Annotated in this window: 10 protein-coding genes, 6 pseudogenes and 1 other annotated feature; of the genes and pseudogenes, 12 read left to right on the top strand and 4 right to left on the bottom strand. The window is 37.4% G+C overall.

Translation table 11 applies throughout. From position 1 onward, the window contains the following. Positions 1-101: 101 nt before the first annotated feature. The 3 genes and pseudogenes from O1450_RS09355 to O1450_RS16555 all read left to right on the top strand — a co-directional run. A complete protein-coding gene (locus tag O1450_RS09355) occupies positions 102-1,088 on the top strand; it encodes a DUF6607 family protein (protein ID WP_269228197.1) in 987 nt (328 codons plus the stop codon). A 10-nt stretch (positions 1,089-1,098) separates the two neighbouring features. Further along, positions 1,099-1,256 (top strand): annotated as a pseudogene (locus O1450_RS09350) (hydrolase or metal-binding protein); the annotation flags it as partial. A 258-nt stretch (positions 1,257-1,514) separates the two neighbouring features. Beyond that, positions 1,515-1,970, top strand: a pseudogene (locus O1450_RS16555) (POTRA domain-containing protein); the annotation flags it as partial. A gap of 4 nt (positions 1,971-1,974) precedes the next feature. On the opposite strand, the gene O1450_RS09340 reads toward O1450_RS16555, so the two are convergent. After that, a protein-coding gene (locus O1450_RS09340) for an IS5 family transposase (RefSeq protein ID WP_269228195.1) occupies positions 1,975-2,776 on the bottom strand; the annotation gives its coding sequence in 2 pieces (ribosomal slippage) (positions 1,975-2,511 and positions 2,513-2,776; 801 coding nt in all). Between the two features lie 82 nt (positions 2,777-2,858). On the opposite strand from O1450_RS09340, the pseudogene O1450_RS16550 reads away from it, so the two are divergent. The 4 genes and pseudogenes from O1450_RS16550 to O1450_RS09325 all read left to right on the top strand — a co-directional run. Next, a pseudogene (locus tag O1450_RS16550) lies at positions 2,859-3,038 on the top strand (POTRA domain-containing protein); the annotation flags it as partial. 50 nt (positions 3,039-3,088) lie between these two features. Continuing rightward, a pseudogene (locus O1450_RS09335) lies at positions 3,089-4,351 on the top strand (IS3 family transposase). After that, positions 3,378-3,494, top strand: a sequence feature (AL1L pseudoknot). It overlaps the preceding pseudogene by 117 nt. A gap of 211 nt (positions 4,352-4,562) precedes the next feature. Then, complete coding sequence (locus O1450_RS09330) at positions 4,563-4,835, top strand: hypothetical protein (protein ID WP_004662783.1); 273 nt, start codon at positions 4,563-4,565, stop codon at positions 4,833-4,835. A gap of 132 nt (positions 4,836-4,967) precedes the next feature. Further along, positions 4,968-5,362: pseudogene (locus O1450_RS09325) on the top strand (IS5 family transposase); the annotation flags it as partial. A 12-nt stretch (positions 5,363-5,374) separates the two neighbouring features. Here O1450_RS09325 and O1450_RS09320 read toward each other — a convergent pair. Together O1450_RS09320 and O1450_RS09315 are read right to left on the bottom strand one after the other, a co-directional pair. Then, complete coding sequence (locus tag O1450_RS09320) at positions 5,375-5,869, bottom strand: IS630 family transposase (protein WP_269230453.1); 495 nt, start codon at positions 5,867-5,869, stop codon at positions 5,375-5,377. 38 nt (positions 5,870-5,907) lie between these two features. Next, positions 5,908-6,213 carry an IS630 transposase-related protein gene (locus tag O1450_RS09315; RefSeq protein ID WP_269228194.1) on the bottom strand — a complete coding sequence of 102 codons (306 nt, stop codon included), beginning with the start codon at positions 6,211-6,213 and terminating at the stop codon, positions 5,908-5,910. Positions 6,214-6,247: 34 nt separating this feature from the next. Here O1450_RS09315 and O1450_RS09310 point away from each other — a divergent pair. Together O1450_RS09310 and O1450_RS09305 are read left to right on the top strand one after the other, a co-directional pair. After that, positions 6,248-6,370 (top strand): annotated as a pseudogene (locus O1450_RS09310) (IS5/IS1182 family transposase); the annotation flags it as partial. Between the two features lie 272 nt (positions 6,371-6,642). Beyond that, on the top strand, positions 6,643-9,108 hold the full coding sequence (locus tag O1450_RS09305) for an acyl-CoA dehydrogenase (RefSeq protein ID WP_269228193.1): 2,466 nt from the start codon (positions 6,643-6,645) through the stop codon (positions 9,106-9,108). A gap of 51 nt (positions 9,109-9,159) precedes the next feature. On the opposite strand, the gene O1450_RS09300 is transcribed toward O1450_RS09305, so the two are convergent. Then, positions 9,160-10,458 carry a sigma-54 interaction domain-containing protein gene (locus tag O1450_RS09300; protein WP_269228192.1) on the bottom strand — a complete coding sequence of 433 codons (1,299 nt, stop codon included), beginning with the start codon at positions 10,456-10,458 and terminating at the stop codon, positions 9,160-9,162. Positions 10,459-10,650: 192 nt separating this feature from the next. Here O1450_RS09300 and O1450_RS09295 point away from each other — a divergent pair, with 192 nt between their 5' ends. The 3 genes from O1450_RS09295 to O1450_RS09285 all read left to right on the top strand — a co-directional run bounded on the left by O1450_RS09295 (position 10,651) and on the right by O1450_RS09285 (position 13,913). Then, complete coding sequence (locus O1450_RS09295) at positions 10,651-11,334, top strand: MBL fold metallo-hydrolase (RefSeq protein ID WP_004662743.1); 684 nt, start codon at positions 10,651-10,653, stop codon at positions 11,332-11,334. Positions 11,335-11,344: 10 nt separating this feature from the next. After that, positions 11,345-13,003, top strand: a complete 1,659-nt coding sequence (locus O1450_RS09290) for a bifunctional protein tyrosine phosphatase family protein/NAD(P)/FAD-dependent oxidoreductase (RefSeq protein ID WP_269228191.1) — start codon at positions 11,345-11,347, stop codon at positions 13,001-13,003. A gap of 106 nt (positions 13,004-13,109) precedes the next feature. Continuing rightward, on the top strand, positions 13,110-13,913 hold the full coding sequence (locus O1450_RS09285) for a sulfite exporter TauE/SafE family protein (protein ID WP_269228190.1): 804 nt from the start codon (positions 13,110-13,112) through the stop codon (positions 13,911-13,913). Positions 13,914-14,104 lie beyond the last annotated feature (191 nt).

Here is a 14,104-nt window from a genome sequence, read left to right as displayed (position 1 = left end):
ATACCCCACAGGTTTATTTCAAAAAGATACGTACAGCTATTTTTTTAAAAGTTGTTTTATCTAATTGAATCAATGATTTAATATTTTATTGAGATTTTTTTATGAAACTTAAGCTATCTTATGTTTTGGTTACAGCATTTGTGATGGGGATAACAAGTGTAAATGCAGCACAACAGCCAATAAAACTAGCTGAGGCATTACAGCAGCAATCTTTACATGAAAATCTGACACAGGAACAAGCGCGTCAAGCCATTTTGAAAATGGCTGGAGAGTACAAAGTCGATTTTCGTTTTGAAGAACTCTATTCACTTAAACAAGGTTATGAACTCAAAGATGATGATTTATCAAGTGGACATGAAACGGTCATTGTTTTAGAAAACACACCTAGTAAAGTGTCATTACAACATATCTTGGTTGCAGGTGGGCAAGTAGTGAAACACTGGCGTCAAGATTGGGAATACGAACCTACTAAAATGTGGAGCTATATTGGTGACTATCGCTGGAAAAGCATTGATCTAAAAAAAGCTGAAAGTAGCGGTAAATGGTTACAAACAGTATGGCAAGTTGATGATTCACCCCGTTATGCTGGTTTAGGAAAATGGATAAAAGACAATGGTGTTGTTGAATGGGTATCCAATGAAACCTACCGCCCATTGCCACGCCGTGAACATACCACACGTAATGATTATGATGTAATCATTGGTATCAATCGTCATGCACTCACAGCAACAGGTTGGGTACATGAGCAAGACAATATTAAATTTGATAGTAAAACCAATACTGCACTGGCACGTGAACTTGGGGTTAACAAATATAACAAAGTCGAAGGTTATGACTTTAAGCCTGCTTATGATTATTGGAAAAACAATGCGGCGTATTGGAGTGCAGTCAAGGGGGCATGGAGCGATGCATTTAATCAAAATCAAATTGTGGCATTAAAATTTGCAGAGAAAAATGAAAAGTCTCATTTTAGTTATTTTAATGACCAAGCTGAGTCGGTTGCAGGAAAAGCAGTAAAGGCTGAACAGTTACAATCACAAGCAAAAACTTTGCTTAATCAACAGTTACTTGAGGGCAAAGTTAATTGATTAGAATTAAAAGGCTTTGAATCATATAGTTTCTCAAGGCTATGGCAATGCCTACTTTGAGGTGGGAGGAAAAGAGTGCTTAATATTGTTGATGAGTTCTATACAGATTAATCAAAACTAGAGCAGCATCAACAATCTCATGATCTCACTTATGTTCAAGATATCTAAAAAGGGTTGCAGCAGTCAGTTCAGGTTTTGAATTAAATTAAAGAAGGAGAACAATGTTCTCCTTCTATTATGGCTAAGATTATTTTTTATTTATAGTCAGCTCAAAGGAGTTTAAATTTTTGACGAAATTAAATAGAGCATACGAGTCTGTATAATAAATATGCACTTGATAATGATTTTCATTTTGTTTATTGCTTATCATGGAGCTTGTGTATAAATTTCGTATCAATTTAGATTGATCTCTATTAAATAATTTAGATGAATAAAAAAATATTTTTGGGATGCGTACTGAGCTACATTCCAATTTATAGCTATGCGTTAGAAGATATTTCACTTCCAGAAGTGATTAGATAAGATCAACGTTTAAATGAGCTAAAGAACCAACTTTTAGAGCAAGATCTGCAAGTCAGCCCTCAACAAAAGAAATCGAACAGTTACACAGTCAAAGATATTGTTGTAGAAGAAGCACCTTGTTTCCCGATTAAACAAGTTACACTTTCAATTAAAAATAATCATGACAATCAATATCAGGCTAAAGATTTCTCCTATTTATTAAAACCATTGAATAATGAAAAAAAAGGAATTATTGGTAAGTGTATCGGTACGCAAAGCTTACAAAATTTAGTCCGATATTCCCAAAATGAATTGCTCAAAAAGGGCATGATTACGACTCAAATTACAGCTCAACCACAAGACTTGAATACAGGTATTTTAGAACCTATCCAGAATATTTTCTATGCAAAAGTAGCCTTAAAAAGGCTAAATTAATGAACTGAAGGCTCGTATTTAGGTGCTTTTCACAGTTTTTCCAAAGCCTTCTACATTTTTCTAACCAAGCAAATGATCTTTCCACAACCCAGCGTTGTGGTATGACTGCAAATTTATGTAATTCACTTCGTTTAGCAACTTCAACTCGCGCTCTGATTAAATCATTAACAGCCAAAGAAAAGGGTTCGCCTGTATAACCACCATCAACAAGTACAACCTCTACATTTTGTAAGGTGTCTCTATGTAAAGTTATGGCATCTAATGCACCTTGACGATCTGTTTTATCTGCTGTCGTAATAAATATTCCATGAGGCAGACCTTGAGTATCAACAATGATATGTCTTTTAATCCCTGAAACTCTTTTACCAGCGTCATAGCCTTTATTACGTGCGGTATCTGTGTTTTTTACACTTTGTGAATCAATGATGATAAAGCTCGTTTGTTCTTTCCGTCCATTGTTGATACGGGCCTCGCCAACCACATTTTTTTAAAGCCTGCTCAAGTATGCTAGGTTCAGTTTCTGATGGTTTTCTATTCCAAATCGAGAAGTAATAATGCACAGTGCTTTTAGGTGGAAAGTCTCGAGGAAGCATACTCCATTGACATCCACTTTTTAGAATATAGAGCAAGGCGCAAAACACTTCATAGACATCAACGACTCTTGGACGCGTTTGTTTTCTTCCGCTCAATAGTAACGGTTCAATTTCTTTAAAGGCTTCTCGACTAATGTCGCTGGGATATGGTTTTCTCATGGGGGAGAATTTAACAAATTATTTTTCCAATTGCCAAAAAAGAATGAAATTAATATTGGATAGGTTCTTAGAGCTACAACTTGAACTAGGTCGATTACATAAAATCATTAGACAAAACGAACAACCTTCAAAATTAGAACTTTATTCAGCTTTGCCATTCAAAGAACAAGATGTACTCAATTTAAGATAATTAGATCAAGGTCTAGAGAATCTGAAACGCACTTCAAATCGTACTTTGGATATTGAAATTGTACCAGCAAGTTGAACCGTACCGGGTTTGTCGGAGAGTCAATATTCTGAGAGACTACTCCAATGAAAAAATCAAACTATACCCCTGAAATCAGAGAAAGAGCGGTTCAATTATTGATTGAATCTGAAAAAGATTATCCATCGAATTGGGCTGCGATCACCGCTATTGCTCCCTGAGCAGTATACTGCGCAAGGGTTGTACTCCTGAAACACTACGTGTTTGGTATCAAAAATATTTAGATAAACAAAATCCAGTTAAAGTACAGCAGCTTTCAGACCAAGAACGTATCAAACAACTCGAACGTGAAAATAAAGAACTGCAACGCGCCAATGAGATTCTACGTAAAGCAGCCGCTTTTTTCGCCCAGGCGGAGCTCGACCGCCCACACAAATAATGGTGGATTTCATCCATAACAATAAAGACTTATATGGTATTGATGCGATTTGTAAGATTTTACCGATCGCACCTTCAACCTATTACCGAACTTTAGATCTCTACGATGAGAAGCATTGCTTCGCAAGGGAACATCGAGCAAAGCGAAATTTACATGACTTGCATCATGCTGAACAAATTAAACGAATTTGGAAGGAAAGTTCAGGTCGGTATGGTGTACGTAAAGTCTGGCAAAAACTGAAACGTGAAGGCTATATTATTGCACGCTGCACTGTTGCTCGATTAATGAAAAAGCTAGGTATACAAGGTGTTTGGCGTGGTAAGAACAAACAAACCACCCGTAGCCGAGATGACCAAAAACGAGCACCTGACTTGGTGAAACGGAATTTTAGAGCTGATCATCCTGACCCTTGCGAAGCAATGCTTCTCAGGTCGCTGACTTTACCTATATTCAAACAAATTCAGGCTGGGTCTATACCGCCTTTATTATTGATGTGTTCTCACGAGCCATTGTTGGCTGGAAAGTATCTACACGAATGAATACAGATATGGTGCTCGATGCATTGGAGCAAGCATTGCATGATCGGGGCATGCCAAAGAATGTGATTCATCATTCCGACAGAGGTGTGCAATATCTTTCTATTCGCTATACCAATCGTTTAGAAGCTGCAAATTTACGAGCATCAGTCGGTACGACTGGTGATTCATACGATAATGCTTTGGCTGAAACGGTGAATGGCTTATACAAAACAGAGGTGATTGAATATTTAAAAGCAGATTGGCAAGGTTTAGCAGATGTACAACTTGCGACACTAAACTGGGTAGATTGGTTCAATAAAAAGCGTGTACACAGTGCACTGGGTTATGTATCGCCTTTTGAGTTTGAAGCAATGTACTATGATAAGATTAACCCGTTAGGTCAGGTGGCCTAACTTAAATAAAAAAGTCTCCGACAAACCCGGTACGGTTCACTAGCATTAGTGACAATTTTCGCTATTTAGCTTCCAGTCTTGTTGTTTATGTCAAAAATATGACTTAAATATTTAATAACTAAAAATAAATATTAAAAAATGGTTGAATAATAAGCAATTATCTATAAAGATAACTAATATTCACTTGGTCATTCATTCTAGGAGGTAGATCATGATTGATGTGCAATATTCCGAAAATGTCTCTATACATCAGTTATCTGATGACGCATTCTTGTTAAGAGTCAATGATGCCAAGGTTTATCAATATTTGCTCAAGCAATGTGGCAAGGAATTCGGTTGGGAACGTTCGATACAAAAATCTCAAAGTTTTTTTAACGGTGATATTGAATACCAAATTAACCTTTCTGATATTCCATTGGAAAATTTTGGACGAGATTTCTTTATGTTGGAACCAGAACTACTCGATAACATTGCGAAAAGTTAATACATAGCTTGATTATATGCTGTGTATAGTTAGTTATATATTTCAGTTTTTCGCCACGTCATCCCCTTGACGTGGTCTTTTTATATAAAACTACTTTATCGAAAATAGAATCAATTTTATAATTTTGATACTGAATATCGTCGCCAATGGCGCAAACTTCATATTGGTATAGATGCTAACACCCTTCAAATACGAGCAGTTCAGCTCACAACAAAAAATGTGAGTGATTCACAGGTGCTTGGTGATTTGCTTGATCAAATTCCATTGGATGAACGAATTGATTCAGTCTATACAGATGGTGCTTATGACACAAAGCACTGCCGACAAGTCATTTTAGATCGAGATGCACATGCAGTCATTCTACCTAGGAAGAATCCAAAGCTTTGGAAAGATAAGAAATTGAGATATTTAGAGAGAGGAATGAATTATTAAAAACAGTCAAACGGCTAGGTAGGTCACTTTGGAAAAAATGGTCTGGTTATCATCATAGAAGTTTAGTGGAAACCAAAATGCATTGCATCAAATTATAGTAAAACCGTTTAATTATTCATACATTTATTGAAAAATAACCGAAATAATTGATCAATTGAATCAACCAACCACTCTTTACGCTTGCGTTTAACCCATGCCCACATCTTTTCTATAGGATTTAAATCAGGACTGTATGCAGGAAGCCAAAGTATCTGATGCCCTTGTTGTTCCAATAACGCCTGAGTATCCGCTCTTTTATGAAATGTTGCATTATCCATAACCACAATACTATTCTTCGGTAATTCAGGGATCAGTAATCGCTCAACCCAAAAATGAAAAACATCAGCATTGATTTTGCAATCAAATAATCCTACTGCAAACAATTTCTGTTGATGAATTGCTCCAATTGCATTGGTCTGATTTTTTAACTGCCAATTATATTGTCCAAAGCATGGTTTTCCTCTTTGCGAATAACCATTAGGTCTATGATCATGTGACTTGAAGCCACTTTCATCAAGGTAGACAATAGGATGAATTTTTTCTAATAACTCTATTTGTTCAATAAATCTTTCTCTAAGTTCTGAGTTAGCTTTTGGGTGACTTAGCGTCTTTTTTTTATTGTAATACCTAGGCGTTTTAAAGCATCACCAATAGATGAAGCTCCACATCCAAAACGTGCAGCCCGTTCATATTGATAGTCATCAGGATATTTTTCAACATCAGCACGTAAAGCATCATTATCGATTTTAGAAGGTTTACGTGGACGAGTTCTTTTGATCTCTATACGTTTCTTCCATTGGACAATCGTATTTTTATCAATTTCAAATTGAGCAGCAACAGCTCGAATAGAATATCCTTCTTCAAGCTTAGCTAATACTTTCTTTCTAAAATGTTCTGAATAACTCATTCCATGAGTGTATGCTATTTTTAACAGATTTACTATATTAGTTGATAAATTAACAGCAAGGAGTTTTCCTAGTCAGGTGAATGAGATTCATGCACGTGTAGCAGTTTTGAATAAATTCACAGTATTTGGTCGACCTCATACCCAAGTTGTCACTTGAATTTAGCTCAATTACGGTAGCATTGTCTTTCAAACCTTTGTACAACAAAGCCTCGCTGCACTAGTAAACCGGATAAACTTGCAATAACAAATTTCGCAAGATGTCTTATCTTGATACGGTTGTGTAATGTTTAGTAGCGAATTTAAAAAAAATCAATCTGATCTGTAGAATAAAAATTCACGCTTTTTTCACCTATTTCCATCTAAGTTCAAACATGAAGTCATTCAAATAAATCATTTTTCTCAGTTCAAGTTGAAGGCAAAGGAGTAACTATGACTCTCGTATTGATATTGCTTAGCTTGTTGATTCAGTTTGTTGTGTTGTGGGCTGTATTTTATTTCGAACTCAATCGAACAATTGGTAGTATTGTTGCTATCGCCACTGCGATTCTCTGCGCGATTTTTATTACACCGTGGAGTTTAGTGGTTGGTATTCCCATCATTTTAATGAGTATTATTTTACTTGTTGCACCATTACGTGAAGCTTTAATTGCTAAACCTGCGTTTAATATTCTTTCCAAAGCAATGCCTAGCATGAGTATTACAGAAAGAGAAGCTTTGGAAGCAGGTACAAGTTGGTGGGAAAAAGAATTATTTATGGGAGCGCCTGATTGGGAAAAGTTCGATCAATATCCTTATCCAAAACTTTCTGTAGAAGAACAATCTTTTATAGACAATGAAGTTCAACAACTTTGCGCCATGCTTGATGAATGGAAAATTCACCACAAAGATAAAAATTTACCTCCTGAAGTTTGGCAGTTTATTAAAGATAAAGGTTTTTTAGGACTAATCATTCCAAAATCATTTGGGGGGAAAGAATTTTCAGCATTTGCTCAAAGCCGCATTATGAGCAAGATAGCATCACGTTCATTGACTGCGGCAGTGAGTTGTATGGTGCCCAACTCGCTTGGTCCCGGTGAACTATTACTCCATTACGGTACAACTGCACAGAAGCAACGTTATTTACCCGGCTTAGCAAATGGTACAGAAATTCCTTGCTTTGGCTTAACCAGTCCAGAAGCTGGTTCTGATGCGGGAGCAATTCCAGATACAGGTATAGTCTGTTATGGGGCTTATCAAGGACAAGAAGTTCTTGGTCTAAAAATGAATTTTTCTAAAAGATGGATTACGCTTGCGCCGATTGCAACGGTAATTGGTTTGGCATTTAAGTTGTACGATCCAGATGGTCTATTAGGTGATAAAAGTAAAAGTGAATATGGAATTACCTGTGCATTAATACCTGCAAGTCATGAGGGGATAAAAATAGGTGCACGCCATAATCCTGGTGCGCCATTTATGAATGGAACTGTGGAAGGAACAGACATTTTTATTCCAATCGACTGGATTATTGGCGGTCAACAAAATGCGGGTAAAGGTTGGCGTATGTTGATGGAATGTCTAGGCGTTGGTCGTGGTATTTCTTTACCAGCATTGGCCACTGCTGCGGGTGAGATGAGCTACCTTTTAGTGGGTGCATTTGCTAGCGTTCGACAACAGTTTAAAGTGTCAGTTGGGCATTTTGAAGGTGTGCAAGAGGCAACCAGCGATATTGCCAGTGATGCCTATATGCTTGAGTCATTTAGATACATGGTGACTTGTGGTTTGAATCAGGGCGGGACCCCAGCCGTCATGACAGCCATGGCAAAATATTATGCGACTGAAACCATGAGAAAAGTGATTAATCATGGTATGGATGTCGTTGGTGGACGTGCGATTCAGCTAGGGCCACGTAATTTTCTGGCTTTGACCTACCAATCTATACCTGTTGCAATTACGGTAGAAGGGGCAAATATTCTTACGCGTTCTTTGATGATTTTCGGTCAAGGTTCCATGAGATGCCATCCGTATTTATTTGAAGAACTGCAATTATTGCAATCAGACAATAAAGCGAGTGCTCTAAAAAAATTCAATACCTTGTTATTCAAACATCTTGCTTATACTTTTAATCGTGCTGCTAAAGCGCTTGCATTTGGTCTCACAGGGGGCAGTAAAGAGGGTTCTTCAGCAGCTGATGATTTCTCAAAACCATATTATGCAATTATCAATCGGATGAGTGCTGATTTTGCTTTGACGGCAGACATGGCATTGGGAATATTGGCTGGAGATTTAAAACGTAAGGAAATGCTTTCAGGTCGTTTAGCGGATATTCATGCCCATTTATTTATTGCAACATCGATTCTTAATTATTATGAGCATGGACAAAGAACTGAACCGGATCAAAAACATGCAGAATTAGCATTAAATAAGGCTCTCTATAATGCTCAGGAAGCATTCTTTGGATTCTATGAAAATTTCCCTGTGAAAATTGCTGCGAAATTGGTGAAATTAATCAGTTTCCCATTTGGTCGACCAGTCACAAAGCCATCGGATGAACTCAAACAACAAGTTGCTCAATTACTGCTAAAAGAAAATTCTTTTAGGGCTGAATTGAAAAAACATGTTTATTACACAACCGATGAAACAGATGTGATGGGACGCATGGAATCAACTTTCCAAATGTTGCTAACATTGCAGCCGCTTTGGGATAAGTTTAAAAAAGCTGAATCGAAAGATCAGTTTAAGGGGCTGACTTTTGAGGAACATATTGCAGATGCCGTTGCAGTGGGTTTTATTACTGCAAATGAATCGGAACAGCTTTTAAAATATAACGCTAAACGCTACGACAGTATGCTGACTGATATATTTGATCAGCATTTAGAAAATGACTTGCCTCTTGGAAACCCTCATTTGAAAAGTTAGATAAGGTGATCAATAAAAAAGCGAGATGTTCAAGTCTCGCTTTTTTATTTTTTATAAATTAAATTTTTTACGATAACGCCAAAGTGTGGTTCGACTCATACCCAGTGCTTTTGCTGCGAGTGAAAGATCATTTTGGTATTGAATTAATTTTTTCCGTATCGTTTCTTTATTGATTTTATCCGAAAGCAGCAGTGGGTTTGCTTCTATTACTAAGTTTGAAAGGATTGAATGTTGATTATCAATGATTTCATCGGGCAAATCGTAAATATCAATGTCAGATTTTTCATTTGCCATCGTCAGTGCATAGAGTAGGGTATTTTTCAGTTCACGAACATTTCCGGGCCAATCATAATCAATCAGTTTCTGTAAGGCTGCATCAGAGAGTTTTGGAGAAGCTCCAAAAACATTTTGTTGCTCAGTTAAAATATAATTGGCAATCAAAGGAATATCTTCTTTGCGATCACGGAGTGGTGGAACAAAAATTGGAATCACACGGAGTCGATATAATAAATCCTGACGGAAGCGTCCAAGACGAGCTTCTTCTCGTAACGCTCGATGAGTAGCGGTGATAATACGGACATTCGCTCTAATCGATTTTTCTCCACCTAAAGGTGTAAATTCACCAGTCTCAAGAACTCTTAATAATTTTGCTTGAAGTTCTAATGGAATTTCAGCGATTTCATCTAAAAAAAGTGTTCCGCCAGCAGCACGTTCAAATACGCCTTTATGTTCTCGAATTGCCCCTGTAAATGCACCTTTGACGTGACCAAATAATTCGCTTTCCAGAATATTGGCATTTAAAGCTGCACAGTTAATGGCAATAAATACGTTATTTTTCCGCTGACTATGATCATGGATAGCCTGTGCAACCAGTTCTTTTCCACTGCCAGACTCGCCTCGAACTAAAACAGGAAACTCTGTAATTGCAACACGTTGAATGATTGAAAACATGCGTTGCATTTCAGCAGATTGGCTATGAAAAGTCTGCTCTAAAGCTGTGATCTTTTGATCTTGTTTTATTTTCTGTGTGACTTGAGTGGATTGTAATAAATACATGGTTCCCTCAAAGCGCTGATCGATAATTCTAATGGGATGACGATGGCAAAACAGCTCGATGGATTGAGCTGCATCACTAATCATATGTCGTCCGATTTCAAGCTCATGATGTTGTATTGTTTTTTTTAAAGTTTGAAATAACGAATTATTGATTTTTTTATCGTTCAATTCATACACAAAGCGCTGCTTAGATTGATCTAAGATAAGAAGGGAACTGTCTAACATTAGGGTTTGCAATTTAAACAAAAAGCTCTCTAAATCAGCTTGAGTATAAAAATCAATCGCTTGGCGCATGATGTTTCATCGCATGTTTTTCATTTGAAACAATTGAAACATATTATGAAACATTAATGAAATGGTGATTTTGTTTAAAATTAAATATTATTAATTAATATATTGTTTTATTTGAATATAATTTATATTGCATAAAGTTGGCACTTAGTTTGCAAAATAAGAATATAACCAAGCATATCGAGACCAATTCAAATGATATTCCATCAATTTTTTGAAAAAGAAAGTTCAACTTATACTTATTTGGTTGCATCTGAACAAACACGTGAAGCGGTACTGATTGATCCAGTTGCATCTGAAATAGAAAGTTATGAACAAATGCTGAATCAGTTGAATCTCAAGTTAGTTTACAGCTTGGATACGCATGTTCATGCAGATCATGTTACGGCTGCAAATTTACTTAGAGCACGTTTTGGCTGTAAAACAGTTTTACATCGTAACTCTGGCGTGGATTGTGGTGATATTTTTATCACTGACCGGAGTGCGATACGTGTTGGTGAATTCTTAATAGAAGCACGTTACACCCCTGGACATACGAATGCCTGCACAAGCTATGTCATTGACAATATGGTGTTTACAGGAGATGCATTACTGATAGATGGTTGTGGTCGTACTGATTTCCAAGAAGGAAATGCTGAAACCTTATACGACAGTATCCACCAACAGATATTCACTTTACCGGACGACACGATTGTTTACCCGGGACATGATTATAAAGGTCGTTTATCTTCAACTGTAGGGCATGAACGTGAATCGAACTCTCGTTTAGGTCATGGACGTAGCAAACAAGATTTTGTAGAAATTATGAAAAATCTTGATCTTCCATATCCTAAAAAGATTGATATAGCCCTGCCTGCCAATAAAGCGTGTGGGAAATAAGGGGAAAGTTGTGAGTGACTTAAAACAAGTTAACCCTGAATTTTGGGTATCTGCGCAGATCAATCAATCTGATTTGGTTGAAATTGCAGCCAAGGGAATCAAAACGATTATTTGTAATCGCCCTGATGGTGAAGGTGTCGACCAGCCAAATATCATTGAGATCCAAGAAGCTGCAATACGACATGGAATCCAATTGGAATATTTACCTGTTGTAAGTGGGCGGGTGACAGATGAACAAGCAATTGAATTTAAGTCACTTTATCAAAAATCCCAAAAACCTGTACTAGCATTTTGCCGTTCTGGAACTCGATCAATCACGTTATGGGCACTGTCTCAAGTGGCTGAACTTACCATTGATCAGATGTTGTTGCAGTCAAAATCACTGGGCTATGATTTACAAGGTTTAGTCCCTCGAATTTTGAAGCAAAACCCAACGCAGTTAAACAATATTCCGACTTTCTCTGTGGTGATTGTAGGTGCGGGTGCGGCGGGTATTTCAGTGGCATCGAGTTTGTTGTCTCGTCAACCGAATTTAGATATTGCCGTGATTGATCCTGCTGAAATTCATTACTACCAACCAGGATGGACGATGGTGGGCGGTGGGATATTTGCTCCTGAAAAAACGGTAAGAACAATGGCGAGTCTGATTCCTAAACAAGTTCATTGGATAAAGGCAGCTGTTGCAGCTTTTGATCCTGATAATAAACAAGTTTTATTAGAGGGATGTAAACCGATTAACTACGAAGTATTGGTCGTCTGTCCGGGCTTAAAATTAAATTGGCATGGAATAGAGGGTTTAGTTGAAACGCTAGGTAAAAATGGTGTGACTTCAAACTATCGTTATGATCTTGCACCATATACGTGGGACTTGGTTCGTAATATGAAACAGGGTAAAGCTGTTTTTACACAGCCACCTATGCCAATTAAATGTGCTGGTGCTCCGCAAAAAGCAATGTATTTGTCAGCTGATTATTGGCAAAAACAAGGTGTATTAAAAGATATTGAAATCAATTTCTATAATACAGGTGCGGTGTTATTTGGCGTACAAGCTTATGTTCCAGCTTTGATGGAATATATTAAACGTTACAATGCCAATTTAAACTTTAATCATCAATTGATTAAAGTCGATGGAAGCCAAAAGCGAGCTTGGTTTAATGTCAGTGAAGGGGAAAATACTTCAGTGATTGAAACTGATTTCGACATGATTCATGTTGTTCCTCCGCAGCAAGCACCTGATTTTATTCGAGCAAGTAACTTGGTTGATGCGGCAGGCTGGGTCAGTGTTGATCAGCATACCTTACAGCATAGCAAGTATCCTTACATCTTTGCTTTGGGTGATGTTACTAATGCACCAAATGCAAAAACGGCAGCAGCAGCACGAAAGCAAGCACCTATTGTTGCAGTGAATGTATTGCAGTACTTAAAAGGCAATCAACATTTTGCGCAATATGATGGTTATGGATCATGTCCGCTTACTGTTGAGCGTGGAAAGATTGTGTTGGCAGAATTTGGTTATGGCGGAAAACTGCTACCTAGTTTTCCTAAGTGGTTGCTCGATGGGCAAAAACCTTCACAGCTTGCATGGTTGTTAAAAGAGCAAATTCTACCGCCGATGTATTGGGATGGAATGCTCAAAGGTCGTGAATGGCTGGTGAAGCCAAAACTTTAGTTTATTCAGCTTAAAAAAATCAAATACTTAGTCCTGATTCAGAGCTGAGTTAGGACAGTATTTTCTCCAGAAATGGGTTAATCCTTGTACGAGGACATTGCATATCATGTGGTTATTAGTCTTAGAAGGTCTTGCGATCGGATGTTTACTTGGACTGACAGGCGCAGGTGGCGGTATTTTGGCTGTACCAGCATTGATGGCGAGTCAAGGATGGACAGTGTCTCAAGCTGCACCAGTAGGTTTGTTGGCAGTAACACTTTCTGCATTTGTTGGTATGGTTCAAGGCTTATTCAAAAAAATTGTGCGTTATCGTGCAGCGATCTGGATTGCCCTGATTAGTCTGCCATCGGCACGCTATGGCATCCATCTTGCGAATATTATTTCTCCAGTTTGGTTAAGCCTTGGATTCAGTGTCGTGATGATGATTGTGGCTTATCGTATTTTCTTCAATAAGGTGAATGATTTTGAAGATCCGCCGTGTAAGGTGAATCAATCAACAGGGCAACTGATTTGGAATGTTAAGACTGCTTCAGTGTTGGGTATTATCGGTGTGATTGCAGGTCTATTAACTGGATTATTGGGGGTTGGTGGCGGTTTTGTGATTGTGCCAGCTTTACGTAAAGTCACTGATCTAGATATGCGTAGTATCGTTGCAACGTCATTAATGATCATTTTCTTAATTGGTGGTGTAAGTATTTCAATACACATCATAGATGGCTTTCAGTATCCAATCGCTGTAACTGTTAACTTTGTTGTGGCTTGTATTATTGGCATGTTAATTGGCAGAAGATTAATCAGCCTGATTGATATCAAAACGGTACAAAAGGTATTTGCTGTAGTGGTAATTTGTGTTGCCATTTACTTGGTGATTACAAGCTTAATGAAAATTTTACCTATACTTTCTCTTTAATTATATTGTTATCTATTTGATTTTTAGTTTCTAAAACTGAGCCTAGACTCAAGCGATAAGATTTTGAGTTTAGGTTAAAAGATACATAAATTTATGTTTCCTATGTAATTTTGTATTATGATGCTAAGAGTTCACTAGCATGCCTAAAACGATGCTTCACATAAACTTCATATGATTTCTATTAATATTAT

This window comes from Acinetobacter sp. TR11 (genome assembly GCF_027105035.1).
Taxonomy (GTDB): domain Bacteria; phylum Pseudomonadota; class Gammaproteobacteria; order Pseudomonadales; family Moraxellaceae; genus Acinetobacter.
Note: the sequence above shows the minus strand (reverse complement) of the source record. Positions and strands in the feature narration are given on the sequence as shown.